26 protein-coding genes are annotated in these 25,131 nt (G+C 61.7%); 7 read left to right on the top strand and 19 right to left on the bottom strand.

Annotated elements, in window-relative coordinates:
* Positions 1-183: 183 nt before the first annotated feature.
* The 18 genes from ACK543_RS13315 to ACK543_RS13230 all read right to left on the bottom strand — a co-directional run bounded on the left by ACK543_RS13315 (position 184) and on the right by ACK543_RS13230 (position 16,515).
* On the bottom strand, positions 184-1,581 hold the full coding sequence (locus ACK543_RS13315; RefSeq protein ID WP_409943322.1) for a PucC family protein: 1,398 nt from the start codon (positions 1,579-1,581) through the stop codon (positions 184-186).
* Between the two features lie 49 nt (positions 1,582-1,630).
* Positions 1,631-1,828: a light-harvesting protein gene (locus tag ACK543_RS13310; protein WP_409943321.1), complete on the bottom strand. Its 198-nt coding sequence runs from the start codon at positions 1,826-1,828 to the stop codon at positions 1,631-1,633.
* A 12-nt stretch (positions 1,829-1,840) separates the two neighbouring features.
* On the bottom strand, positions 1,841-1,993 hold the full coding sequence (gene pufB, locus ACK543_RS13305; RefSeq protein ID WP_409943320.1) for a light-harvesting antenna LH1, beta subunit: 153 nt from the start codon (positions 1,991-1,993) through the stop codon (positions 1,841-1,843).
* A gap of 104 nt (positions 1,994-2,097) precedes the next feature.
* Positions 2,098-2,961 (bottom strand): carotenoid 1,2-hydratase, encoded by an 864-nt coding sequence (locus ACK543_RS13300; protein ID WP_409943319.1) that lies wholly within the window; start codon positions 2,959-2,961, stop codon positions 2,098-2,100.
* Positions 2,958-4,502, bottom strand: a complete 1,545-nt coding sequence (crtD, locus tag ACK543_RS13295) for a 1-hydroxycarotenoid 3,4-desaturase CrtD (RefSeq protein ID WP_409943318.1) — start codon at positions 4,500-4,502, stop codon at positions 2,958-2,960. Before crtD ends, ACK543_RS13300 begins: the two co-directional genes overlap by 4 nt.
* Positions 4,495-5,367, bottom strand: a complete 873-nt coding sequence (locus tag ACK543_RS13290) for a hypothetical protein (RefSeq protein WP_409943317.1) — start codon at positions 5,365-5,367, stop codon at positions 4,495-4,497. The genes crtD and ACK543_RS13290 overlap by 8 nt, the downstream gene beginning before the upstream one ends.
* Before the next feature lie 35 nt (positions 5,368-5,402).
* Complete coding sequence (pufC, locus tag ACK543_RS13285; RefSeq protein WP_409943316.1) at positions 5,403-6,470, bottom strand: photosynthetic reaction center cytochrome PufC; 1,068 nt, start codon at positions 6,468-6,470, stop codon at positions 5,403-5,405.
* Positions 6,467-7,444, bottom strand: coding sequence for a photosynthetic reaction center subunit M (gene pufM, locus ACK543_RS13280; RefSeq protein ID WP_409943315.1), 978 nt, complete (start codon positions 7,442-7,444; stop codon positions 6,467-6,469). The genes pufC and pufM overlap by 4 nt, the downstream gene beginning before the upstream one ends.
* 48 nt (positions 7,445-7,492) lie before the next feature.
* Entirely contained in the window at positions 7,493-8,329 is an 837-nt protein-coding gene (gene pufL / locus ACK543_RS13275; RefSeq protein ID WP_409943314.1) for a photosynthetic reaction center subunit L, read from the bottom strand.
* 84 nt (positions 8,330-8,413) lie between these two features.
* Positions 8,414-8,623 (bottom strand): light-harvesting antenna LH1, alpha subunit, encoded by a 210-nt coding sequence (gene pufA / locus ACK543_RS13270; RefSeq protein ID WP_409943313.1) that lies wholly within the window; start codon positions 8,621-8,623, stop codon positions 8,414-8,416.
* Positions 8,624-8,632: 9 nt separating this feature from the next.
* The gene (locus tag ACK543_RS13265) at positions 8,633-8,857 is read right to left on the bottom strand and encodes a hypothetical protein (RefSeq protein WP_409943312.1); all 225 of its coding nucleotides are present in this window, start codon (positions 8,855-8,857) and stop codon (positions 8,633-8,635) included.
* Between the two features lie 44 nt (positions 8,858-8,901).
* On the bottom strand, positions 8,902-9,045 hold the full coding sequence (gene pufB, locus ACK543_RS13260) for a light-harvesting antenna LH1, beta subunit (protein ID WP_081499349.1): 144 nt from the start codon (positions 9,043-9,045) through the stop codon (positions 8,902-8,904).
* Positions 9,046-9,188: 143 nt separating this feature from the next.
* Positions 9,189-10,715 (bottom strand): chlorophyllide a reductase subunit Z, encoded by a 1,527-nt coding sequence (bchZ, locus tag ACK543_RS13255; protein ID WP_409943311.1) that lies wholly within the window; start codon positions 10,713-10,715, stop codon positions 9,189-9,191.
* On the bottom strand, positions 10,712-12,265 hold the full coding sequence (gene bchY, locus ACK543_RS13250; protein WP_409943310.1) for a chlorophyllide a reductase subunit Y: 1,554 nt from the start codon (positions 12,263-12,265) through the stop codon (positions 10,712-10,714). Before bchY ends, bchZ begins: the two co-directional genes overlap by 4 nt.
* A 33-nt stretch (positions 12,266-12,298) precedes the next feature.
* Positions 12,299-13,315, bottom strand: a complete 1,017-nt coding sequence (locus tag ACK543_RS13245) for a chlorophyllide a reductase iron protein subunit X (RefSeq protein WP_409943309.1) — start codon at positions 13,313-13,315, stop codon at positions 12,299-12,301.
* Positions 13,312-14,265, bottom strand: coding sequence for a chlorophyll synthesis pathway protein BchC (bchC, locus tag ACK543_RS13240; protein WP_409943308.1), 954 nt, complete (start codon positions 14,263-14,265; stop codon positions 13,312-13,314). The genes ACK543_RS13245 and bchC overlap by 4 nt, the downstream gene beginning before the upstream one ends.
* A gap of 61 nt (positions 14,266-14,326) precedes the next feature.
* A complete protein-coding gene (locus ACK543_RS13235; RefSeq protein ID WP_409943307.1) occupies positions 14,327-15,568 on the bottom strand; it encodes a methyltransferase in 1,242 nt (413 codons plus the stop codon).
* A gap of 32 nt (positions 15,569-15,600) precedes the next feature.
* A complete protein-coding gene (locus ACK543_RS13230; RefSeq protein WP_409943306.1) occupies positions 15,601-16,515 on the bottom strand; it encodes a polyprenyl synthetase family protein in 915 nt (304 codons plus the stop codon).
* A 116-nt stretch (positions 16,516-16,631) separates the two neighbouring features.
* Between ACK543_RS13230 and ACK543_RS13225 the strand changes: the two genes are divergently transcribed.
* A complete protein-coding gene (locus tag ACK543_RS13225) occupies positions 16,632-16,805 on the top strand; it encodes a hypothetical protein (RefSeq protein ID WP_409943305.1) in 174 nt (57 codons plus the stop codon).
* A 253-nt stretch (positions 16,806-17,058) separates the two neighbouring features.
* On the opposite strand, the gene ACK543_RS13220 is transcribed toward ACK543_RS13225, so the two are convergent.
* Positions 17,059-17,964, bottom strand: a complete 906-nt coding sequence (locus tag ACK543_RS13220) for an SMP-30/gluconolactonase/LRE family protein (protein ID WP_409943304.1) — start codon at positions 17,962-17,964, stop codon at positions 17,059-17,061.
* 90 nt (positions 17,965-18,054) lie between these two features.
* On the opposite strand from ACK543_RS13220, the gene edd reads away from it, so the two are divergent.
* From edd to ACK543_RS13190, 6 genes are all read left to right on the top strand, one after another.
* Positions 18,055-19,824, top strand: coding sequence for a phosphogluconate dehydratase (edd, locus tag ACK543_RS13215; protein ID WP_409943303.1), 1,770 nt, complete (start codon positions 18,055-18,057; stop codon positions 19,822-19,824).
* A 125-nt stretch (positions 19,825-19,949) separates the two neighbouring features.
* The gene (gene eda, locus ACK543_RS13210) at positions 19,950-20,579 is read left to right on the top strand and encodes a bifunctional 4-hydroxy-2-oxoglutarate aldolase/2-dehydro-3-deoxy-phosphogluconate aldolase (protein WP_409943302.1); all 630 of its coding nucleotides are present in this window, start codon (positions 19,950-19,952) and stop codon (positions 20,577-20,579) included.
* A 225-nt stretch (positions 20,580-20,804) separates the two neighbouring features.
* Positions 20,805-21,104 (top strand): DUF805 domain-containing protein, encoded by a 300-nt coding sequence (locus tag ACK543_RS13205; RefSeq protein ID WP_409943301.1) that lies wholly within the window; start codon positions 20,805-20,807, stop codon positions 21,102-21,104.
* A 630-nt stretch (positions 21,105-21,734) separates the two neighbouring features.
* Complete coding sequence (locus tag ACK543_RS13200; RefSeq protein WP_409943376.1) at positions 21,735-22,103, top strand: DUF2304 domain-containing protein; 369 nt, start codon at positions 21,735-21,737, stop codon at positions 22,101-22,103.
* A gap of 19 nt (positions 22,104-22,122) precedes the next feature.
* Entirely contained in the window at positions 22,123-23,706 is a 1,584-nt protein-coding gene (locus tag ACK543_RS13195) for a mannose-1-phosphate guanylyltransferase/mannose-6-phosphate isomerase (protein ID WP_409943300.1), read from the top strand.
* Between the two features lie 124 nt (positions 23,707-23,830).
* Positions 23,831-25,126, top strand: a complete 1,296-nt coding sequence (locus tag ACK543_RS13190; RefSeq protein WP_409943299.1) for a nucleotide sugar dehydrogenase — start codon at positions 23,831-23,833, stop codon at positions 25,124-25,126.
* Positions 25,127-25,131: the final 5 nt, after the last annotated feature.

Raw genomic sequence — 25,131 nt, 5'->3', positions numbered from 1 at the left:
TTATTCCACTGGCTTCTCAGGTTCTTTATGAAATTGGGGTGTGGGTCGGTTCAACCAGTTGGCCAACATGAACACGCAGAAAACCACAAACATGATGATGAGGATGTGTTTGATTTCCATGGCTCTTCCTCGAGTGAATGAAAGTGAATAGGCTTCGGAAAATGACCGTCGGGTGGCTGTGCATTATGGGCACGAAACAGGTGGCGAGGCCAGCGAACGCCATGGCCGTATCAACGGGGCTACGGCCCACAGGGTGAGCACCAACAAAACAATTTCGACGAAGTAGACGGCCGAGTAAGCCACCACGGAACTGCTGACCCAAGCCACGCCGTCACGCACCAAACCGCCCGTAGCCATGCCCACCCCAGCGGCTGTGGCCTGCACGGCGCCCCAAGCGCCCATGGCCAAACCCACGTGCTCGGGCGGAGCCATTTGCATGGCGGCCGTCAAGGTGCCATGGGCAAACAAACCGCCCCCCAAGCCAATCAAGAAAATGCCCAAGGCAAACAAAACGGGGGAATCCAATGGGGCCGAGCCGATCACGGCGGCAAAAGCAGGCACGCCCACCCATGCTCCCCAACTGGCCATGCGGTAAGCGTCTGCGCCCCGGCTGAGCACACGCGACGCCCAAGCAAAACCGATCAGGCCACCGAAAGCCAGCGTGGCTGTAAGTAGGGTGGTGGTGGAGACGCTCAGACCGAGTATCTCGCCACCATAAGGCTCCAGCAATACATCTTCCATGGTGAAGGCCATGGTGCCCATTCCCACCGCCAGCAAACGGCGCACGGTGTAGGGGCCTTGGCAAAAGAGCTGCCAGGCCTGGCTAAAGCTGTGCTCAACAGGCGTTCCGGGTTTGCGCAGGCGGCTACGGGGCTCTTGTTTCCACAAGGCGATCACGTTGAGTACCAGCGTCATAACGGCCACAGCTTGCACCACGCGGATCAACTGACCAGGGCTGTAGTCGCGCAGCAAATGGCCAAGCATCAAGGCGCTGCCGATCATGCCGACTAGCTGCATCACATACATGAGGCCCACCACTTGGGGCTGGCGCTCAGGAGGCGCGAGGTCGGTGGCCAAGGCTAGGCCTGCGGTTTGTACAGTGTGCATACCCATGCCCACCAGCACGAATGCCCCTGCGGCCCCCAGCAGTCCCACCCAGCTGGGGGCTTGGCTAGACTGACCGGCTCCCGCCAGCACCAAGAGCGCAAAAGGCATGATGGAAAAACCACCGAACTGCAGCAAGCTGCCCATCCAAATGTAGGGCACACGCCGCCAGCCCAGTTGCGAGCGGTGGTTGTCTGAGCGATAACCGATCAGCGCCCGCAACGGCGCAACAAGCAAAGGCAGGGCCACCATCAGAGACACCAGCGTGGCGGGCACTTGCAGCTCCACGATCATCACGCGGTTGAGGGTGCCTACCAGCATGACCATCGCCATGCCAACAGAAATTTGAAAGAGCGACAAGCGCAGCAAGCGGGACAGCGGTAAGTCATCGCTGGCGGCGTCGGCAAAGGGCAAAAAGCGCGGGCCTAGGCTGGCCAACACTTGCGCCACAGAAGATCGAGATTTACCTTTGGTCATAAGAGAAAGACCAGACGCTTGCGCGTCTGGCCGTTCGGGCATTCACCCCCTACTTCTTCACCGTGGCATCCACCGCAGCAGGCGCAACCGCCACTACTTTGGCACCGCCGTTGAGGAAGTCTTTCACCCAGGTTGTGTTCATCGTCAGCGCCAAGTGCACGCTGAAAGACGAAATCGCCACAGCCGCAATGAATATCGGGATACCGACCGAAGGCTTCACCACACACCACATTTTCGAATAGATCATGATGCGTCTCCCTTACTTGAGCCAGGGCGAATAGATGTAGGCCAGCAGATGGGCAAATGCGGCAATCATGCCGAAAATCTGCGTTCCCTGGATGAGATTGCGGTGAATCTCTTCCGATTCGGCCTCGGTCAGTCCCGTTGGCCAGACTTTGTCTGATTTAGACATAGTTTTCTCCTTGCAGAAGGCGTGCACGGCCCGCACGAGGGCTATTCAGGGCCACCATGGCCAAGAATGAGGTTGCCTTGAAGGTGCTTTCAAGGGTGTTCATCTCAAGCCCGCCTGGGCATGCGCCAGGGCAGCATGGCTTGAACCACCGGTGACACCAAACGGGGCACCGACAGGGTTTCATGGAAGGCGAGCAATGGCTCACCCGCGTAATCAAATTGCAGTAACGCACGCTGGTAAAACGGCGTGTCTTCGAGTTGTTCGTGTACCCGCACGGCCTGCGCGCTGCGCATGCGGCGATTGATGCGCCAGCCCGTCTTGGGCAGGTGCTGCACTGGGGGTGTGGCGATAGTCTCCACCTCGCCTTGCGGTGTGAAGCGCAGCGACAGCACGCGGTCGTCGGTGCCAGGCGCTTGAATGTCATAAAACACCACGGTGCTGCCGTCGCGCATGCGGGCGCGTGACCAGTCCCAGGTGTGAAAGCCTTGGTCTACCGTCTCGTCGCCCTCGTTGGAATCCAGATACGCGTGACCTTGCCATTTCAAATCGGGTGCGCTCAGGTCCACCTCGATGCGCGAGGCTGGCGCCAAGGGTCCCCAGCGGTGACGTGCATTCACATCAAGCGGCGTGGAATACCCAAACAGACGTTGCGGCCACAGCTTGATGCGGCCGCGCACACGGCGCGGAATGGGTGCACACAGTTCGTTGATGTCAATCGTCAAACAATCACCGTCCCAATCGAGCTGGCTCGGGCCGATGGTGAACTGGCTGGCGCTGCGGGCGCAGTGGCGCTGCCCGCGCTCGGTCATGGCCCAGCGGCCCTGGCCTTCGCTGTAAATGGCCACGTTCAGGGCGCAATGGTTGTCGGGGTTGGCCCGGCTGCGCCCACGCGCCCAGGCGTAATAAGGCGAGAACACGCTGCCCACAAACGCAATGAGGGTGATGCCGTGTTGGCCGTCGTCGCTCATGGCGTCGATATACCACCAAAGGTAGCCCCCATCGGGAACCGGCTGGTCGAAGCGAGGCTCGCCATCAGCGCCTCGGCCGCCCGCTGCCCGGACAGCGCCGCCATCGGCACGCCCGGCCCCGGGTGCACGCTGCCCCCCGTCAGATACAGGCCCTGCAGGGGTGTGGTGGAGCCAGGTCTTTTGAAGATGCTGGTCCAGCCGTGCGTCGCCTGCCCGTACAGTGCTCCGCCGCTGGCCGGAAAGCGCTTGTGAAATTCCTGAGGCGTCGTGCGCAGGCTGTTGCCCACTGTGGGTTGCAGGTTCAGGCCCAGCTGACGCAGGTGATGAAAGGTGCGGGTTTGGCATTGTTCTAAAGCCTCCTCGGTGAGTGCGTTGCCATCACCGTTGGCAGGGGCGTTGACCAAACAAAACAGGCGCTCGGCCTGACCCGCAGGTAAATCGGCGGGTCGGTCTTGTGCGCAGACATAGACCGTGGGGTTTTCGGGCAAACGCTGGCGATCGAAGATGTCTTCAAATTCGCTGGCGTAGGTTCTTTGAAAAAATACGTTGTGCCGGTCGAGTGTCACGCCTTGAGCGGAACCGTTTGTGGGGGTGTACATAGACCAAGTCAGGGCCGACAAAGAGCGCGGCGGCGCTTCCTGTGGCACGGCACGGCGCACGTCATCGCCCAGCAAGCCTTGTCGCAAGGCGGCGGCGTCGCCATTGAAAATGACACGGTCAGCGGGTAAGTACTCGCCCGACTGCAAATGCACTCCGCACACGCGACCTTGGCGCTGCTCGATGCGCTGGCAGGTGCTGTGGTAGCGGAACACCGCACCACGGCGACGGGCCACACGGGCCAGCGCCTGGGCCATGCCCACCATGCCGCCTTCGACCGACCAGACTCCGTCCATTTCGACTTGGGCGATCAGCATGAGCGTCGCAGGCGACTGCCAAGGTGATGAGCCGCAATACGTGGCGTAGCGCGCAAACAGCTGGCGCAGACGCGGATCAGAAAACTGTTGACCCAGCTGCTGCCACAGGCTGCGCATGGGGCCCAGCTGAGCCAGCACGCCCAAGCCTTTGAAGCCCAGGTCGCCGACGAAGCCGCCCATGCTGGGGCGCTGTGCGCGGATCATCGGACCCTCGAGCGTGGCGTAAAGCTGGCGTATGGTTTTGCAAAATTCTTTAAAGCGACGGGCTTCTTCACCACTAGACCAAGCGGCAATGGCGGCTTCGCTCTCGCGGGCGTCGGCCGACAAATCGAGCTGGCTGCCGTCGGGCCAAAAGTGGCGGGCCAGCACCTGCAACGGGGTGATCCGCATCTCAGCCTCGACGCTGGTACCCACGGCTTCTAGCAAGGCGTCAAACACCCACCGCATGGTGAACACGGTGGGTCCGCTGTCGATGTGTGCGCCGTTGACTTTGCGGCTGTGCACCTTGCCACCTGGCGCGTCCGAGGTCTCGACCACGGTGACATCGAGCCCTTGGTGCGCGAGCGTGATGGCGCTGCACAGGCCACCCATGCCCGCGCCGACGATGACCACGCGCTGCTCAGGCATGGCTGAGCTCCGGGCTGGCCAATTGATTGGGCGGATCGACAGCAGCCGGTGTGTTGTCCACCGCCGCCTGAGCGCTTTGCAGCGAGGGGCTTTGAAACTGAAAACGCTGCGCTTTCCAGACCCCCGCCATCTGCAGCACCTGCAAGCGTACAAATAGTGACTCTGAAAAAAACTGGTGTTTGTAGGCGGCGGCACTGGCCACCTGGTGTGCACCCTGGTGGGCGTACTGAAGCATGGATGCCGTGTCTTGCCACAAACTGAAAGTGCATTGGCGCACCAGCGGGGCCTCACCCAGGCCCATGGCCAACAGACACCCGGAGGATTGGTTCAGGTCGGCTTGGGCTGCTGGGGCATAACGCCAAAACGCCATGGCCTTGGTGGGCACAATGCTGGCGCGTGTGAGCACGGCCACAGGCCCCTCACCCTGCACCCTTGCAGGGCCTGACTCACCCTCAACCCATGGTTCGCACTGAGGCCGACCCAGAGCTTGCACGCTGCTGGCGTGCCACGCTTGCCGGTCCCAGTGGCCGCGCGCCGACTGCACCGCCATCACACCCGTCCAGCATTCACGGGCACGGCTGCGGTAGGCCTGCACGGCCGAGCTGTCCAGAAATCTGAGCGCGAGATCGAGGTGGGTGAAGGTGCAAATCAGGCCCTGATGCGTGGCGCTGGGGCGCAGGCTGAAGCCCCCGCCGTGACCACTGCCCATGACTTTGACCAGGGTCAGGCCGGGCACATCTTTGTAAGGCGCGGCCCCAGCCACCAGACGCAGCCAACCCCAGCCTTGGTGCTGGCGCAAGAAGTCGGCTAACAGCACCACGACTACGCCAGACAACGGGTCATGAACTGGAGTGATAGCTTCCATGACGGGCGTCCGGCCAAGGTGCGAAGGCCTGCAAACTACTTGGCCGCCAATTTGGCTGCAGCCGAAGCGGGTTTGAGCAATTCGGGGAAGTCCTTGGCCATGGGAGCGCCATTCAAAGGCTTGTAAGCACCCTGGTGGCAGGTGGCGCAGTTGAGCTTGGCCACATCACCCGTGCGGCCCTTGCGGTGTGCCGGGAAGACTTCGGTCAAAGACTCCATGTAGGTCAGGTTCAGGTCGCGCGCCATGCGGATGCCGTGCCAGGCGGTCGTGCGTTGCGGCGGGCTGTTTTCCCAGTTCTGGAAGGACTGGGTGTTGTGGCAGTAGGTGCAATTCACGCCCAGCGAATTGGACATGTGGGTCATTAGCCCATAGGTCCACTCGGCCTGCTTGATGGACTGCTTGTTGCCGGAAGGCAAGGCCGTAGGGCCGTTCACACGGATCTTCTGGTCCCCCAGCAAGAACGGGGTGAATGGGTCGTTGGGCAGCGAAGACAAGTTGACGACAGGGGCGGGTTCGTTTTGCCCGGCCTTGTCACCCATGAAGTTCGAGCCATAGGGTTGCGGGTTGGACTTGAACCAAATCGCATTGGGCACAGGCTCGCCTCGGTGGCAGGTGTAGCAGGTCACGCCCGTCTGGGCCACGTGGGGCTGCCAGTCCGAATTGATGTGCTGCGTCATCTCGACCATGCGCCGTGCCACCACCTTGGTGTACTTGCTGTCGTCTGCAAAATTGGGCAAGGCATGGCAATAGACGCAGCCTTCTTGCGGCGCCACCCAGCTAGCCATCGAGACCATTAGGCGGTTGAACTCGCCCACGCTCAGGTGGCCCAGCACCTTGACATTCTTATAGACCTGCGCGGCCTTGGGGCCATCAGCGCCCGGCGAAGGAATGACCACAGGTGGTTGGTTCTTCTCGGTTTTGACTTCGAGCAAACGGGCGTTGTAAACCTGAACCATGCCCGTGCCCCGGTAGCCGCTTTGCACCGATTCGGGGCTGGGACGCTCACAGCCCGTCAGCACCAAACCCAGCAGGCCAATGCAAGCTAAGCCGAAACTCCTCGCCAAGCTGCTCCATGCCGATGTGTTGAGGATCTGCGTGCTCATGGTTTCGCTCCAATGCTCAGTGCGGGATCCGTCATGGCCGGGAAAATTTCAGGGTAGGGCGGTGCCACGCCATGCTTGATGGCCCAGAGGTACCAGTTGTCCACCACGGTGCCAGTCAGCAAGATGCCAATGCCACCCGTGATAGGGCACAGCACCGCGAACCACCAGGCCCAGCGGTGAATCGATTCCATGGTGGCGTTAAAGCCCATAGTCCAGCGCCAAAACAAGGCCGCACGTTCCGAGGCCGTGCCCCGGTCGGTGATTTGCTCGATCTCACGCTCACCACCAAAGCGGGTCACCGCCAAAATGGTCGCGCCGTGCATGGCAAACAGCAGGGCCGAGCCATAGAGGAAGACGATCGACAGCGCATGGAAGGGGTTGTAGAACAGGTTGCCGTAGCGCAGCGAAAAGGCCGCCGTCCAGTCCAGGTGCGGGAAGATGCCGTAAGGCACAGCCTCGCCCCAAGATCCCATCAAGATGGGGCGGAACAAGCCCAGCACCAAGAACAACCAGATGGCCGCAGCGAAGGCCCACGCGATGTGCGTGCCCATACCCAAGGCCACTGCACGGCGGTAGGTGCGGGCCCACCAGAACATCACCGATGCAGTGAGGAAAAAGCCCACGATGAGGAACCAGCCCCCCTGGTTGAGCGGCGGAATGCTCAGTCCGTAACTTGGCGGTGGCGGCTCCAGTGAGAGCCAAAACAACTGACGCACAAACTGGATCGGGTCGTAATTGACCGAGGCCAGCATGTTCATCCCAATCAAAGTGAAAGCGATCAAACCGCAAATCAGCGAAGCCAGACCGAGGCCACCCAAGTAGATCGGGCCCAGCTGCGCATTGCCCAGCTTGCCCACCCAGTAGTTGATCAGTGGCTGCCCGGTGCGTGGGCTGTTGCCGTGTGCGAGCTCCACCCCGTGGTGCACTGGTCCCACGACTTGAACCGTGGTGAACAGGTTTTGATAGTCGGCCATTGTGGTACTCCTCAATTCTTCCGATTCGGACAGTGTGGACAGTCCGACTCAAACGGGCCACTGAGACCAGATCGGCATGTTCAGCCACCAGCTCCACCACTCGGGCCAGCCACGGCTCCAGAAGGGGCCGCTGAGCACGATGCACAGGGCGCTGAACAACACCGCCGCCAGCGCCAGGAAAAGTCCCAGGCGGTGGATGCCCAATGTGCCGATCGAGTAGCCGATGATGTCGCGGAAGAACGTGTCTTCGTGTTCGGGGGTCTTGACCGCGGTGCCCGGTGTGGGGTTGGTGGACGAGAGAATCAGGCCGCCGTGAAGCGACAAGGCAAACACACTGGCAAAGAAGAAACTCACGGCGATCATGTGCGCCGGGTTGTAGTGAAAGTGCAGGTACTGGTAGCCCACGTTGGACACCCAGTCAAGGTGGCTGTAGATGCCGTAGGGAAAGCCATGGCCCCAAGCGCCCATGAGTACCGGACGCACCACCACCAAAGTGACATAGGCCGAGATGGCTACACCGAACGCCACGGGCACGTGGTAGCCCATGCCCAGCTTGCGGCAGATTTCGACCTCGCGCATCATCCACGAGCCAAACGCGCCGATGGCACACACTGTGATGAGCTGCCAAATGCCGCCTTCCATCAGAGGTGCAAAGCGCAGGCCGTAAGACAGATCAGGCGGTGCGATGCTGATCTGCCAAATGTTCCAGGTGGGCCCTTGCGAGGCGCCCCACAAGATGAGGGCTGTACCCAGGAACGAAAAGAAGAGGGTTGTCACGCCGAAGAAGCCGACGTAGAAGGGACCGACCCAAAAATCGAACAAGTCGCCGCCCAGCAGGGTACCACCGCGGACACGGTACTTTTTCTCAAAACTTAGCATGGCCATGACTTGGTCCTCCTGCCTCAAAGGGTGAACAGATGCTGCATCCAACCGGGGTTCGATGACAGCATCTGAGTGGCAAGTCCTGAATCAGGACTTGCTGGCAGTTGGCGAAGCCACTGCAGTGGGCAAAGGCGAGTTTTGCGCCGATGCCGCGACAGGTTTTTTCGCTCCGTCGAGCCAGTTGAATTTGTTGGTGCTGAGCAAGATAAGGTGAATCATCGCGGCCAGGCCAAACAAGAAAATACCCTGCAGCACCATGGCACGCAGCGGATCGAAAAGACGCCAAATTCTCCACATAAGAATCTCCTAAATGATGTGGGACATGAAGGTGTACACAGCAGTTTCCACGCCCCGACTCATGCTCTTGGCGTCTTCTGCACCAGGCAACAGATCACGCCAATGAACGCCCACCAGCTTGGCCAGTAAGACGAGCACGAACAGGCATCCGAAACCGATGAAGAAGATGGACCAGTAAGCAGGAGATTCATCCGCACGCGAATGGTCTCCATTCAAGTGGCTTGTGTTTTGCATGACAGTGACTCCGTCAATCGATGGTTGAAAAAGCAGGCTCTGAATCAGAACCAGGGACGCCACGCCCAGACCAGGATGTGGGCCAATACAGCAACTGCTGTAAAACCCACGGCGCCTTGCATCCAGTAATGGTGAAATTCCTGGGCTTCCTCATCGGTGAGTCCGGAAATGGATGTCTTTGTGGACATTTTTTTCTCCTGTTAACGAGGCCTTGCGACCCGGGGTGCGCACAGCCCGCGCAGATGGGCATCCGCAGCCAAAGGCCACGACATCCTGTGCAAGGCATCGACCACGTCGTTGCCTGTGCGTTTTTGAAAAGCGGCGTGTGCGTTCATGCCGCCACTCCAAGGCCCAGTTCGCGGCTGGCTGCGTTCACATGGGCTTCGGTCACCTCGTCGTGGCCCTGGGCCTGCGAGAGTTGTTCGGCTTGGTCGCGCAAGCGCTTGGCCGCAGAAATCTGCACCAGCACCGGCTGGCTTTGCACCACATCGCGCAGGCGTTGCTGAGCCTGGTCTTGCCAGCTGGCGTTGGGCGGCGTCATGCCACGCGCATGGGTGGCTTCCACTTTGTCCATCTCGGTGGCCAGGGGCAGGATGTGGAACAGCGCATCAAACAGCGCGTTGCACACTTCCTGAATCACATAGCTTGCCCCGCTGTAGCCCATGAAGGGCGTGCCTGTGTGGCGGCGGATGATGGCGCCCGGAAAGGACGCGGGAATGAAAGCCGCGCGCATCGGGCTGCCGCCCGAGATCTCGCTGAGGTACATGCGCTCGTTGTAACTGCCAAACATGATCAGCGGTGTCTGGGTCTTGACCAGTTCGCGCACCGTGGCGTTGTCGGTCTTGTTGCCGGCCGTACGCGACACGCTGAAACGGCAGGGCAAGCCCATTTCGTTTTCGAGAAAATGTTTCAGGCCGCGAGAATAGGTTTCGCCTGCCACCACGGCAAAGCTGGCAGTGGCAAAAAAGTCTTGCGTGACCGAGCGCCACAGGTCCCACATGGGCTTCAAGGTGGTGTGCTTTTCGCGCTCAATGAAAGGCTCGGGGTCCAGGTGGAGCAGCTCGCCGAGCTTGCGCAAAAAGTTGGTGGTGCTGTGCAGGCCAATGGGTGCTTGCAGATAAGGGCGCTCCAGCGCTTCGCAGAGCATGCGGCCAAACTCGCGGTACATGCAAATGTTCACATCGGCCTCGACCAGGCGCGACATATCGGCCAGGTGGCTGCCCAGCGGGAAGACCATGTTGACCTCGGCCCCAATGCCTTGCACCAATCGCCGGATTTCGGCAAGGTCACTGGCGCTGTTGAAGGTGCCGTAGCAAGGGCCAATGATGTTGACCCGGGGCTTTTCTCCAACCGGACGGTCTTCAAACGGTTTGCGGGTCGGCACTTTGCGCAGGCCGTATTCGCTCCAGAGCCAATACATGGCACGGTTGGCGCACTGCCATTGGTCTTCGTCGATGGTGCGCGGCAAAAAGCGGGCAATGTTGGTGCCCTCAGGCGTCACGCCGCCACCAATCATTTCGGCAATCGAACCAGTCACCACCACGGCAGGCAGTTCGGGGTCGAGTGTGGCGTGTGCGCGCTTCATCGCCCCTTCGGTGCCTTCGCGGCCGAGCTGCTCTTCGGCCAGGCCTGTCACCACAATCGGCAACTCGTGTGGTGGCAGAGCGTCGGTGTAATGCAGCACCGAAGTCACGGGCAGGTTTTCGCAGCCCACAGGGCCGTCAATCACAACCTGCAAACCCTTGATGGCGGTGAACACATAGACCGCTCCCCAGTAACCGCCTGCTCGGTCGTGGTCGAGGATGAGTGGCGACCTGGGTTTGGCCACGTTGCTGGGAGGGGGTGGGATTTGCTTCATGAACCCATCTCCTCAGCTTTGCGTTTTTTCAACAGCTTTTCAATCTGGCGTCGGGTTTCGGCCTTGAACTCGGGCCGGTCTCTGGGCACCGACTCCCACACGCCTGCGGCGTGGCCTGCGCCCACATCGCCAAAGAAATTTTTCATGGCATCAAAACGGGCCTGGTTGCCCATGGCGGCTTGCACCACCTGCACCAGCGATCCGGCGCCGGCTACACCCATCAGAGGCCGGGCCGAAATCAGGTTGGTGAAGTAGAGCGAAGGCACGCTGTTTTGTTTGGCGATCTGCACCACGGGGGTGGTGCCAATGGCCAGCTGCGGCCGGTATTCGTACATGGCATTCAGGTCTTGTTCGAGCGACGCGCGCATTTGCACCTGCACGCCCTTGGCTTGCAGCCAGGCGATGTCTTGCGCGTTCCAGGCGGTGGCAGGGCAAGCCGAGCCCACGTAACGCAAATCGGCACCGCACTCGATGAGCAAGCGACCCACCAGCAATTCGGAGCCTTCATAGCCGCTCAGGGTGATGCGGCCTGAAATCGGCTTTTTCATCAATAGGCCACGCATTTGGGTGAGCGCCTGGTTGCGCGCCACATCGATCTGCGCTTGCGCAATTCCTGCAGCCTGGCCGATGTTTTGCAACCAGTCTTGCGTGCCTTCGAGGCCCACTGGGGCCGAGCCGACCACGGGGCGGCCAGCGGCCTGAAACTCGCGCACGCTGGCGGTGTAAAACGGGTGAATGGCGGCGGCCACCGAGCAGTCGAGTGCAGCGTACAGCTCGCGCCACTCTCGGGTGGGAACCACCGGGCCTGCGGCCAGGCCCATGGGCGCGAGCATCTGGCCGATGATGACCGGATCGGCCGGGAACATTTCGCCCAGCAAAGCCACGGTGGGCTTGTCACCACGACCGGCGCGGGGCGCGGCGACCGGGCCGCTCATGATTTCTTCGCGGGCGTATTTCAGCATTGCCCCGGCCAGCACGTCTTTGGCCTCGGCATGGGTGGGCACGCCAAAACCGGGCACGTCGATGCCGATGATGCGCACGCCATTGATCTCTTTGGGCAACAACTGCAGGGGCACGCCGCTGGCGGTGGGCACGCACAGGTTGATGATGATGACGGTATCGGCCTTGTCGGGGTCGGCTTCGGCGTGCACCGCTTCGCGGATGTCTTCGAACAGCTTGCCCGTGACCAGCGATTCGGAGTTGAAGGGCACGTAGCCCACGCTGCGGCGTGCGCCGTAGAAATGCGAGGTGAAGGTCAGGCCATACACGCAGCAGGCCGAGCCCGACAGGATGGTGGCGGTGCGCTTCATGCGCAGGCCCACACGCAGCGAGCCAAAGGCCGGGCACATGCTTTGTGGCTGGTCGTGCGGACCGGCATCGGGTTGGCGCGGGTAGTCGCGGGCATATTGCTCAAGCACCTCGGACTTGCCTGCCTCTTTGGCAGCAGCCACCATCGCCTCGGTACCGGCGTGGCAACCCATGCCGTCACCTTGCAAACCTGCGGGGTTGGCGGCGTCGGTGCTTGGGTGAATCGGGATGATGCGTGTCATGGCTGTGTCCCGTGGGTGTGTCTGTAACGGCGATCAAGCGGCGTCGTAGACGACTTCCAGCGAGGGCTTGATGTCCTCATGCTTGCCGACCATGTCGAACACGGTGGCGGGCTCGAGCACCACGTTGCGGCCGACCACGTCGGCGCTGAACAGGCCCAGCAACTGGTCTTGCGTTTGTGGCTTGGGGCGCATGGGCGGGGCTTCGGCCACGTTTTTGGCCAGTTCGGCAAACAGCGGACCCCACTCGCCGTCGGGACGGCCAATGATTTCATAGCTGGCGCTCTTGCGACGGATGTCTTCGTTGGCAGGAATGGCGGCCAGCACCGGAATGCCTGCGTTGGCGGCAAAGGTTTGTGCTTCGCCCGTGCCGTCGTCTTTGTTGATGACCATTCCAGCCACGCCCACGTTCCCGCCGAGCTTGCGGAAATACTCCACCGCCGAGCACACGTTGTTGGCCACATACAGCGACTGCAAGTCGTTGCTGGCGACGACAATGACCTTCTGGCACATGTCGCGGGCAATCGGCAAGCCAAAGCCACCGCAGACCACGTCACCCAGAAAGTCGAGCAGCACGTAGTCAAAACCCCAGTCGTGAAAGCCGAGCTTTTCGAGCGTTTCAAAGCCGTGGATGATGCCGCGGCCACCGCAACCGCGACCGACTTCAGGGCCACCCAACTCCATGGCGAACACGCCGTCGCGCTTGAAGCACACATCGCCAATGCTCACGGCCTGGCCAGAGAGTTTGAGGCGCGAGGAGGTCTCGATGATCGTGGGGCAAGCCTTGCCACCAAACAGCAAGCTGGTGGTGTCGCTCTTGGGGTCGCAGCCGATCAGCAGCACTTTTTTGCCCTGCTGCGCCATCATGTAAGACAGGTTGGCCAGCGTGAAGCTTTTGCCAATCCCACCCTTGCCATAAATGGCAATGATTTGCGTCTCTTTGGTCACTTCGGAGGTGCTCACGGCCTCGGGTTCGACGTCGGCTTCGCGGCGCAAGACCTCTACGAATTTGATTGGCTGTGTCTTTGTAGCGGTGTCAGTGTGGGTGTTCATGCGGAGGCACTCCAATCCAGGATCATCTTGAGACAGCTCACATCACCGAAGGCGGTCTCGTAAGCAGAACCAGCTTGGGTCGATGGCTGGGTGTGGGTGATCAACCCGTCGAGCGACAGGCGGCCGGTATTCACCAGCTCGTTGACGGCCAACAGATCGGGGCGCTTCCACTCGGCGGCGATGCGCATGCGGACTTCGCGCATGAAGGCCGGGGCGTAGGCAAAAGACAGGTCTTGGTTGTAAAAACCCGCCAGCACCAGCTCGCCGCCGGGGCGCAGGCGTTGGATCATGCTGTTGAGCAGGCTGCCGTCGCCGCTCACGTCGTAAATGGTTTGGTAGTCGCGGCGCGGGTCGTCTTGTGGCTTCAGCACGGTGTAGCCCTCGGCCCCGCCAGAGCGCTCAAGCTGGGTTTCCCACACGGTTGGGGCTGGCATACCTGCAGCCACCGTCAGGCGCGCCAACAAGCGCCCCATGACGCCGTGACCAATGATGAGTTCGGGTGGGGCAAACGGGTCTTGCTGACCGCCGCCCGAGACCGCGTGGTAGGCCGTGGCGGCCAGCGCGAGCAGCAACGATTGCGCGCCCAGATGTTCGGCAACGGGCACCACTTTTTGCGCGGTCACCACCAGGCGCGAAGCTGCACCGCCAAACAGGCTTTTGACCCCCGCAAAGCAATTGGCCCCCGGCACAAACACGCGTTGACCGGCTTGCATGCCCGTGTCATCCGCCGCGCGCAGCACGCGGCCCACGGTTTCGTAGCCCGGCACCAGCGGGTAGCCCATGCCCGGAAACGGCGGCATGCTGCCGTCCCAGAGCATGCGCTCGGTGCCGGTGCTGATGCCGCTGTATTCGACAGCCACGTCCAGCTGACCAGCCTGCAATTCGGGCAAGTCCAGTGCCTGCAAGCTCAGTTGCTTAGGGCTGTTGAAGACGACGGCTTGGGATCTCATGATCGCATTCTTTGCCTTACATTTAAAGATGTCAAAATAAAGTGACACTATTCCGCGAAACCTAGGGTAAACACTGAGATTTGCGACCCAAAAGGATGCGCGCATGGATGGGCATGGCGTTGGGTACCTGCTCAACATGCGTAAATCCGGCCTCTTGCATCATGGTCTGGAGCTCTTGCGGGGTGCGCAGACGCCCGGCCCCCATGGCCAGGAGGTAAAAGTGGAAGTAGGCATCGACCGAGGCTTCGGGCTGACCGGCCTCTGATTCGGGCTGGGCCATGGGCTCGGCCAGCAACAAAGCGCCGCCTACCGGCAAGGCGGCATGGGCCTTTTGCAAAATCTGCCGCACCACGGCGTCCGGATGGTCATGGGCCACACGCACCAACGTGATCAGGTCAGCCCCTTTGGGCAGTGGGTCATCCAAAAAGCTGCCAGGGTGCAGGCTCACGCGCTGCGTCAACCCTTTGGCCTGCAGGCCTTCGCGGGCGAGTTCGAGGACCGGAGGCAGGTCGAACATCTTGAACTGCAAGTGAGGCGCGTGCACGGCCAGCTCGCTCACAAAACGGCCTTTACCCGCGCCTACATCGAGGACGCAGCGGTGCTCGTCAAAAAAGTAGGACGTCAAAATCTCTTGCACCACAAAGCCTTGCGAGGCGGCCATGAGTTGCGAGTAACGGGTGAACTTGTCGACTTCAGCCTCGCAAGGTGCTTGGGTGACTGCCCGGACCCCGGCCCGAGCCTCATTCGGCTCGGAGGCCGCAGGCGCTGACTGCTTGTGGGCATATGGCCAGTACTCGGCCATCCCCCCGCTCCAAGCGTTGTTCAGGAATTGCACGGGGTCTTGCATGTCCTGGTAGAGCAGGTGGTTGTGCTCGATCATTTGGGCGATGCCCTCGTGCTGCGCCAATGGCACACCCAGCGGGCCCAGACCAAACCGGCCGTGGCTACGGTGCTCCAGCAGACCCAGCGCCACGGCAGACAGCAGCAAACGCTGCAGCAATGCCGGGGCCAAGCCAGTGCGACTCGATAAATCGATCAGGTTGGCTGGGGCCAGGTGCAGGGCTTTGAATAAGTCCAGCCGCACACAGCCGAGCAGCACCTGGCTGTGCACAAACCCAGCCATCAAATCAAACAGTTTGCGGGTGCGGCGACGGGTGAGCCAGCGCGTGAACGGGTTACTGAGCGACCAGCGGTACAGACCCGGATGGGCGTACCAGCGCTCCAAGCGGGCTTGCCATGCATCCTTGAAAGAAGTGGCGGAGGTGTGGGCCCGCGCGGCGGCCAGATCCAGAGGTTGGGACATGGTCTTTCCTTCGCGTGAGTCGGTCTGGGCGATCAGTGAGGCGCGCTGACACGGGTGGGAACCACTTCCGGGTGGCTCCTAAAATAGCCTTCGCACAGGGCCTTGGGCACCAGGCGCTCGGCCTCGACCAGGACCAACTGGCGCAACATGTCGCGGCACGAACAGGCCGGGATGGAGGCTGCGGCCTGGTCGATCAGTTGCTCAAAGTAGGCAATGGCCCCAGTCAAACCCAGCGCCTGGGCAGAGCTGGGGCGGGCATGCAGGGCGTCCTGTCCCGCAGGTTTGCCCAAGGTGGCGGCATCGGCGATCACGTCGCGGATGTCGTCGGCCACTTGGTAGGCCTCGCCCAAGTATTGGCCCAAAAACGACCAAGGCTCGGCAGCAGCACCGCTGCTGAGCGCGCCCGCGCAAGTGGCCGAAACAAACAATGCTCCGGTCTTGGCACGTTGGTATTGGCCCAGGTCCGCGCTGGCCTCGCACTCCCAGGCTTGCCCGGCCACGATGCCGTACGGCAGGCCCACGCCTTGGGTCATGTTGTCCATCACCCGAATCAATCGCTCGGGCCGCTGTGCCCCCGCTTGCAACAAAACCCGGTAGGCCATGACGATCAGGCCGTCCCCGGCCAGCAGCGCCAACGGCTCGCTGAAGGCTTTGTGCACCGTGGGCAGGCCGCGCCGGGTGTCGGCGTTGTCAAAGGCGGGCATGTCGTCGTGCACCAAAGAGGCGCAGTGCATCAACTCGAGTGCCACGGCGGCGGCATTGGTCAGCTCGGGCGTATCGTCGCCACAGGCGGTGGCCACGGCCATGCACAGCTGCGGGCGGATGCGGGCTCCGCCCGAAAAGACCGCGTGCCGCATGGCGGCGACCAGCCTGGGTGGCGCACCCGTGCCTGCGGCTTGCTCAAAATGGGTGCTCAGTGCGTGCTCGGCGCGTTTCAACAGGCTCATGGGACCTCCGAAAGGGAAGGCCCGTCAACCCAAGCTGACAGGCGTGATCGTCAATATAAACTGATAATCACAACTGTCAATGTTTAGTGACACCTCGATACTCGGAAGGTCAAGCCATGGGAATCTGGTTGGAACTGGGTATTTTTGGCCTGGTGTTTGTGTTCGCCTTCTGGCAGATGCACGACGTCCGCAAGGCCCAAGAACAAACACGCCAGCAGCGGGCGCGAGAGAAAGCAGCAAAAGAAGCCGCCGATCAGGCGAGCGAAAAAGCCGGCGACGAGCCGACGTGAGCCGCCCCCCCCCCTGCACTCGGCAGGGTCTACGGGCTCAAAGACAGGCGACTGCCGCGAAGGGGCGCGCCCTGTGCGCGAAGGTATTGAGGTGGCAAACCCCACGTCACCTCACGCGGTGATCGACGGGAGCACAGGGTTGAGAACGGACGGACTCCCATGCGTGGTATGAGCCTTCGATTTCAAAGGAGGGCTAACCAACCAAAAGTCCTCTCTGCGCGGGCGGTGGCGCTCCTGAAAACGTAGCGTTCGGTTAGCACTTAAAGAAGTTCACTGACAGCCCCTGACACTCCACATGCACCTTGAGCAGCGACCCTGCCGGAACCGCAGCCTCCTGCTCCCCCACTGGCCTGCCCTTGCGCGCCGATGTGATGTACAGCGTCTGCAAGTCCTCTTCCCCAAAACACACCATCGTCGGGCACTGCACCGGCAGCGCAATGCGCTGCAGCACCGTGCCCGCAGGCGATAACTGCAGTACACAAGCCCCCTCATACATTGCTACCCAGTAGTTCCCGTCCACATCCACCGCTGCGCCATCGGGCCGCCCGCCGTAGGGCTGGCCGTCCACCTTGCGGTCAAACTGCACCCAGGGGCGGCGGTTGGTGATGGTGCCGGTGGCCACGTCAAAGTCGAAGCGGTCGATGCGATGCTCCGGCGTGTTCGACCAGTACATGGTGCGGTTATCGGGGCTGAACGCCAGGCCGTTGGCGGTGAAGTTCTCGCCTGCCATCTGGTCCAGAACGTGGCCATGATCGCTCGCCTGCAGGCGCCACAGGGCCGCGTCGGGCGCAGTGCGCGGCGTGACCATGGAGCCCGCCCAGAATCGGCCTGCCGTGTCGCAGCGCCCGTCGTTCAACCGAAGGCGGGTGGGGTCATGCGGCGGGTTGGGCAGGCGGGCAAGGCGGTCGAAGTGGCCAGTAGCGGGGTCGAGTCGATAAAACCCATCACGTAACCCGATTACTATTTTTCCATCGGTGGCGGGCGCGCAGCAGGCGGGCTCGCTGGGGGTCTTCCAGGTCCAGTGTTGTCCGCTGGCCGGATCCCACGCCCGCAGGGAAAAGCCCTCTATGTCACACCAGTACAGGCGCTTCTCGACGGGGTGCCACCAGGGCGATTCGCCCAGCTCGGAGGGCTCGATAGGCAGGATTTGCAGCGTCATGACTTGATATCAATCGGTTATCGAGTTACATTCTAGCCCTCACAAAACGGGCGCCCGCACGGGTTGCCAAATCCTTCGATGGAGCATCGCATGCATTCAACCGTAGCGCGCGTGACGGCCCGCATCATTTCACGCAGCGCGCAAACGCGCGCGGCCTACCTGGCGGTGGTGGACGCCATGGTCGCCCGCAAGCCTCCGCAAGACCGCATGGGTTGCGCCAACCTGGCCCACGCGTACGCGGCGCTGCCAGGGTCTGAAAAATTCAAGGTTACGGTCGAGAAGGCCCCCAACATTGGCGTGGTGACGGCCTACAACGACATGCTGTCGGCCCACCAGCCCTACCACGCGTTTCCGGCGGTGCTGCGTGACGAGGCCGCGCGCCATGGCGCCACCGTGCAGGTGGCGGGCGGCGTGCCCGCTATGTGCGATGGCGTAACCCAGGGTACGCCTGGCATGGAGCTGTCGCTGTTTTCCCGCGATGCCATTGCCATGGCGACGGCGGTAGCGCTGTCCCATGATGTGTTTGATGGCGCTTTGCTGCTGGGCGTGTGCGACAAGATCGTGCCCGGCCTGCTCATTGGCGCGCTGCACTATGGGCATTTGCCCTGTGTGTTTGTGCCGGCTGGCCCCATGGGTACCGGCCTGTCGAACAAAGACAAATCCAAGGTGCGTGAGCAATACGCCCAAGGGCTGGTCGGCCGTGACGAGCTGCTCAAGGCCGAGTCGGCCGCGTACCACAGCCCCGGCACCTGCACCTTCTACGGTACCGCCAACAGCAACCAGATGCTGCTGGAGGCCATGGGCCTGCATGTGCCCGGCGCGGCCTTTGCGCCACCGGCCACGCAGGAGCGCGAGGCCTTCACGCGCCAGGCTGCGCGCACGGTGCTCGACATCGGCCAGCGCAGCCAGCGCTTCACGCCCATCGGCAAGTTGGTGGACGAGCGCTGCATCGTCAACGCCATGGCGGCACTGCTGGCCACGGGCGGCTCTACCAACCACCTGATCCACTGGGTGGCCGTGGCGCGCAGCGCCGGCATCTTGATCGACTGGACCGATTTTGATGAGCTCTCGTCGGTGGTGCCTCTGCTGGCCCGGGTGTACCCCAACGGCGATGCGGACGTGAACCAGTTCGAGGCCGCAGGTGGCCCGCGCTGGATCCTGCGCGAATTGCTCAAAGGGGGCTTCATGCACCCCGATGTGCTGAGCATCAACGAAGGCGGCATTGCCGCGGGCGGGCAGGGCGCCCCCGAGGTGTCGGGTGACGAAACCGTGCTGCGCCCGGTGGACCGCCCGTTCTCGCCCACGGGCGGCCTGCGCCTGCTGCAGGGCCGCCTGGGTCGGGCGGTGATCAAGGTATCGGCCGTGCCGGAAGACCGCCACATCATCGAGGCCCCCGCGCGCGTGTTCGATTCGCAAGAAGCGCTGCTCGAAGCCTTTGCCGCAGGCGAGGTGCAGCAGGACATGGTGGCGGTGGTGCGTTTTCAGGGCCCGCAGGCCAACGGCATGCCCGAGCTGCACAAGCTCACGCCCCCGCTGGCGGTGCTGCAGAACCAGGGTTTTAAGGTGGCTTTGGTGACCGACGGTCGCATGAGTGGAGCCTCCGGCAAGGTGCCAGCAGCCATCCACGTCACGCCTGAGGCGATGGCGGGTGGCCCGTTGGCCAAAGTGCTCGACGGCGATGTCGTGCGTGTGGATGCCGTGGCCGGTACGCTGGATGTGCTGGTGGATGAGGCCACCTGGGCGGCCCGGCCGGTGGCTCCCTACACGGCTGCGGCCGCCACCGGATTTGGCCGTGAGCTTTTCACGAACTTCCGCCGCCATGCGGGCGGCGCGGAACAGGGCGCCTGCACATGGTTGTAAGGGGTCACCCGCCATCTCCCCGAGGGGGCGACATCGTCGGTCTGGCAAAGCCAGTTCCACGGTGGCACCGGTATCGCATCGCGGCAGGTACTTTTGCCGCACCTGTCTTCACTTGAAAGAATCCCATGAATCCGATTGAAATTGCCACCCATGGCCCGGTCATCCCCGTCATCGTGATCGACCGCGTGGAAGACGCGCTGCCCCTGGCCGAGGCTCTGCTGGCCGGCGGCGTCAAGGTGCTTGAAGTCACCCTGCGCACCCCGGCGGCCCTCCCGTCCATCGAGGCCATCGCCCGCAGCCTGCCCGAAGCCATCGTTGGCGTGGGTACCGTGCTCAATGCCGACGACGCCCGCCGCGCCAGCGAGGCCGGTGCCCGCTTTGCGGTGAGCCCGGGCTACACCGCGGCGGTAGGCAGCACCTGCAAGGGGCTGGGCCTGCCGTTGCTGCCGGGCGTGGCTACGTCCAGTGAAATCATGGCGGCGTTGGCCGATGGGTTCACCTTCCTCAAGCTCTTCCCAGCCGAGGCTGTGGGCGGCATCCCGCTGCTCAAGTCATGGGCCAGCCCGTTTAGCCAGGTCATCTTTTGCCCCACGGGCGGCATCACGCTGGCCACCGCGCCCAATTACCTGGGGCTACCCAACGTTCGCTGCGTGGGGGGGTCGTGGCTCACGCCCGCCGATGCGGTGAAGTCGGGCGACTGGGCGCGCATCACCGAGCTGGCCCGTGCTACGCAGGCCCTGCGCACGGTGGTTTGATACAGAAAAAACAAGTAAAAATGGCCGTGTCCGCCTGATGGTATTGCCTTTGTAGCTATAAAAAACATAGTAAACGGCTGCCGGTGTGCTGCGTGCTGCTCACACCGCGCGGCGGCGCCCGGATGTTGTCCATCTGGGTCTGACGCAGAGCCCCTCTATCATGGCGCGTGGGCTTGGTCCCTTATGTCGCTGGTTTGCTTTTTCAACCAAGAGAGGGAGTGCGCTATGGATTTTGTTTCTGCTGTCAAAAGCTGCTTCGCGCAGTACGCGGGTTTTTCGGGCCGTGCGCCGCGCTCGGAGTTCTGGTGGTTCTTTCTGTTTCAGGTGCTCGTCCTGCTGGCCGCGGCGGCCGTCAGCGATACCCTGAACGCCCTGGTTTCGCTGGGACTGTTGTTGCCAGGGCTGGCAGTGGGAGCCCGGCGGCTGCATGACATCGGCCGGTCTGGCTGGTGGCAGTTGCTCTACCTGACTGGAATTGGCGTGTTGCTGCTGCTGTATTGGTTTGTGCAGCCCAGCGAGGACTGAGGGTCTGTGTTCAGCGGGCCGGCCGCGTCCTTCGGAGCCTCGGCGGCCTTGCCTTTTGTTTGCTGGCAGTTGATTGATGGTCTGTGCTTTGCTTGGCATGTCCGACAGGCTCATAGACATCGACCATTTGGTAGTGCCAGCCTTGGTCTTGGTACCCGGTGAGTTCGGTGGGGCACTCGGTTCGCGAAGGGTCCACCTCGCAAGCTCTGGCAAAAAGCTTGGACACGTGACCTAAACACTCACTAAACTAGCGAAAAGCGCAAACCGCACCGTCGAATGTGGAGTCACGCACCAGCCTTAATTTCAGTGGCGGAGTTTGTGAAAAAGTCAAATAAATCATGGGCTTATGCCTGATGAGGCTTGGGCTGATTGGCGGGCTGCAGTGGTATCTGCTGACGTGTTCGCGGGCCGCTGGAGGTTATTGCGGCAGGCGGTGACAATGCTGCACCTACAATCCGTGGCCGCGGCTCCAGCGCATTGCCTGACATCGGGCCACGGCTCAGCAAACCCAACTTGCCCCGATGCCAGCATTCAACCATCGGAGCCAAATACCGAACGCAAACGCTGATCATCAGCTTCACCGCCCGCGCATATTCTGCGCAACTCGCTTGTTCACGGTTCATACATTCGATGGCCTCTTTACTCGTTACCACTGCACTCATGGGCATCGGTCTGGCAGTGCTCATCCTGTACCTGATCAGAAGGGACCACCTGTACGTCATGCACGGGCTATTTTGGGTTTTGGTAGCGGGTGCGGCTGCTCTGCTGGGTGCTTGGCCAGGCCTGATTGACCGGTTAGCCATGGTGTTGGGCGTGAACTACCCCCCTGCGCTGCTTTTGCTTCTGGTGTCGATGGTGCTTTTGATCAAGGCGCTGCACAGCGATATGGTGAATACCCGCATCGAGCGTGATGTGCGCCGGTTGAACCAGCGAATTGCCCTGCTGGAAGCCGACCTGCAAAAAACAGCCCTTGCTGACACTCACAGGGTCCAGCCATAAAAATTTGCTGCACCGATCTATGACCGAATCGAAGAACCCTTTGCTCCCCGTGGTTCTGTGCGGGGGCTCTGGCTCCCGCCTGTGGCCGCTATCGCGGGAAAGCTACCCCAAGCAGTTTTTGTCCCTGACGGGTTCGCGAACCATGCTGCAAGAGACGGCTCTGCGTCTGCGTGGCCTGGGCCACTTGCCCGTCGCTTCGGCCCCGATTCTGGTGTGCAATGCAGAACATCGTTTTTTGGCCGCCAGCCAAATGCAAGAGGCTGGTGTCAGCCGCGCACAAATTGTGTTGGAGCCAGCAGGCCGCAGTACTGCCCCGGCGCTAACCTTGGCCGCCTTGCAGGCCCAGGTCCAGGTCCCAGAGCAATCACCCGCGCAGCCGCCTGCGTGGGGGCTCCCCCAGCCAGATAGGCTCACCCACACCTTGCTACCGGGCCAACCCGGCCCTGGCGGCGATAACGCAAGCGACCCCATCTTGCTGGCCATGCCCGCCGACCATGTCATGGCCGACCTACAGGCTTTTCATGCTGCCATACAGCAGGCGTACCCGATTGCGCTGGGCGGCGCCATGGTGACGTTTGGCATCGTGGCCGACAAACCCGAGACGGGCTACGGCTATATCGAATGCGGGCAGCCATGGCACGCCGGTGGCCATCAAATCGCCAGCTTTGCCGAAAAACCCGACCTCGCCCGCGCCCGGGCCTACCTGAACGCTGGCAACTATTTGTGGAACAGTGGCTTGTTCATGGTGCGCGCCAGCGTATGGATCAAAGCCATACAGCAATGCCGCCCTGACATCTACCAGGCCTGCGCCGCTGCCATGGCCAACGCCCAGATCGATGCAGACTTTGTTCGCCCAAATACCCCCGCTTTTAGTGCCTGCCCATCCGACTCCATCGACTACGCCGTGATGGAAAGGCTGCCTGCTCGCCCAGACCTCCAAATACCGGCTTGCGTGGTGCCGCTCCAGGCCGGCTGGTCAGATCTGGGTGCCTGGGACGCCCTGTGGCAGGTGCGCCAGCACGACACGCAAGGCAATGCACATGTGGGCGATACGATTCAACACGGTTGCACCAATTCGCTGCTGCTGTCGAGCAGCCGCCTGGTAGCCGGGGTGGGGCTGGACAATATTGCGGTCATAGAGACCCCCGACGCCATTCTGGTGGTCGACAAAAATCAAACCCAAGACGTCAAACAAATCGTCAACAAGCTCAAAGACGCAGGTCACACGCTGACCCAAACTCACCGTAAAGTTCATCGACCCTGGGGCTGGTACGACAGCATCGACAGCGGCGATCGCTTTCAGGTCAAGCGAATCGTGGTGAACCCTGGCGCTCGCTTGAGCATGCAAATGCACTATCACCGTGCGGAACACTGGGTGGTGGTGCGAGGTACCGCCGAAATCACCAATGGCGAAGATACCTTTCTGCTGGCACAGAATGAGTCGACGTTCATTCCAGTCGGTCGCCGTCATCGGCTGGCCAATCCGGGCAAGACTCATCTCGAAATCATTGAGGTTCAGTCCGGCGACTATTTGGGTGACGATGACATCGTTCGGTTCGACGACATCTATGGGCGCACCTCGGGTGCCGACGACGTTCCATGACGGACTGGGTCGCCTTCGCGGACGGGGTGGCGGTCGCCGAGCCTGCATAACCCCATTCCTGGCCTTGTAGGCAGGGCGCTTCCCGCCCCTGGCCTCAACATACCTATTCTTCTCACACGCAAATATGAATCTCGAAAAAGCAAGGATTGCCGTGATCGGGCTCGGGTATGTGGGCCTCCCTCTGGCGGTGGAGTTCGGCCGTCAGCGTCCGGTCATTGGCTATGACATCAATGCCGCACGTATCTCCGAACTGCAATCGGGCCGGGACGGTACGCTGGAGGTGACCCCGGAGAACCTGCAAGCGGCCATCCACTTGCAATATAGCGCTAACGGAGAGGAATTGCGCGATTGCAAGGTCTTCATCGTGACGGTGCCCACTCCGGTGGACAAAGCCAACCGTCCCGACATGACGCCCCTGATCAAGGCGAGCGAAATGGTGGGCCGGGTTATGCCCGACGGTGCTGTGGTTATCTTTGAATCCACCGTGTATCCCGGCGCGACTGAAGAAGTATGCGTACCGGTGCTCGAGCGGTTCAGCGGCAAGACATTCAATACGGGCTTTTTCTGCGGATACAGCCCCGAGCGCATCAACCCCGGCGACCGAGTCAACACGCTGACCAAGATCAAGAAGATCACCAGCGGCAGCACCCCCGAAGTGGCCGATGCCGTGGATGCCCTGTACGGCAGCATCATTACCGCCGGGACCCACAAGGCCAGTAGCCTGAAGGTGGCCGAAGCCGCCAAGGTTATCGAAAACACTCAGCGCGACCTGAATATTGCTCTGGTGAATGAGTTGTCGGTCATTTTCGAGCGGCTTGGCATAGATACGCTCGACGTGCTTGAGGCCGCGGGCAGCAAGTGGAACTTCCTGCCCTTCCGGCCGGGGTTGGTGGGCGGCCACTGCATCGGCGTGGATCCCTATTATCTGACCCACAAGGCTGAGGAAGTGGGCTATCACCCGCAGGTCATCCTGGCCGGGCGCCGAATTAACGACAACATGGCGCGTTACGTGGCCCGCAACACCATCCGTCTTATGCTGAGGAATGGCATGGACGTGCCGCGCTGCCGCATCGGTATCCTTGGCATCACCTTCAAAGAAAACTGCCCCGATATTCGTAACAGCAAAGTCGTCGACATGGTGAGGGAGTTCCTCGCCTGGGGCGCCGCCGTAGTCGTTGCCGACCCTTGGGCCAGAGCCGACGAGGTAGACCATGAGTACAGCCTGGCGTTAGGGCGCGTCGATGCGGACCACCCCGTGGACGCTTTGGTGGTCGCGGTGGGCCACAACGAATACCGTCAGGCTACGCCAGCGGAACTGCGGACGTACTGCCGTGGTGTGCAGCCAGTGCTGACTGACGTGAAAAGCCTTTACGACCGTCAGCAAGCCTCAGAGGCTGGTTTTACCGTTTTTCGCCTGTAATTCTT

Source organism: Acidovorax sp., assembly GCF_046341535.1.
Classification (GTDB): Bacteria; Pseudomonadota; Gammaproteobacteria; order Burkholderiales; family Burkholderiaceae_C; genus Acidovorax.
Note: the sequence above shows the minus strand (reverse complement) of the source record. Positions and strands in the feature narration are given on the sequence as shown.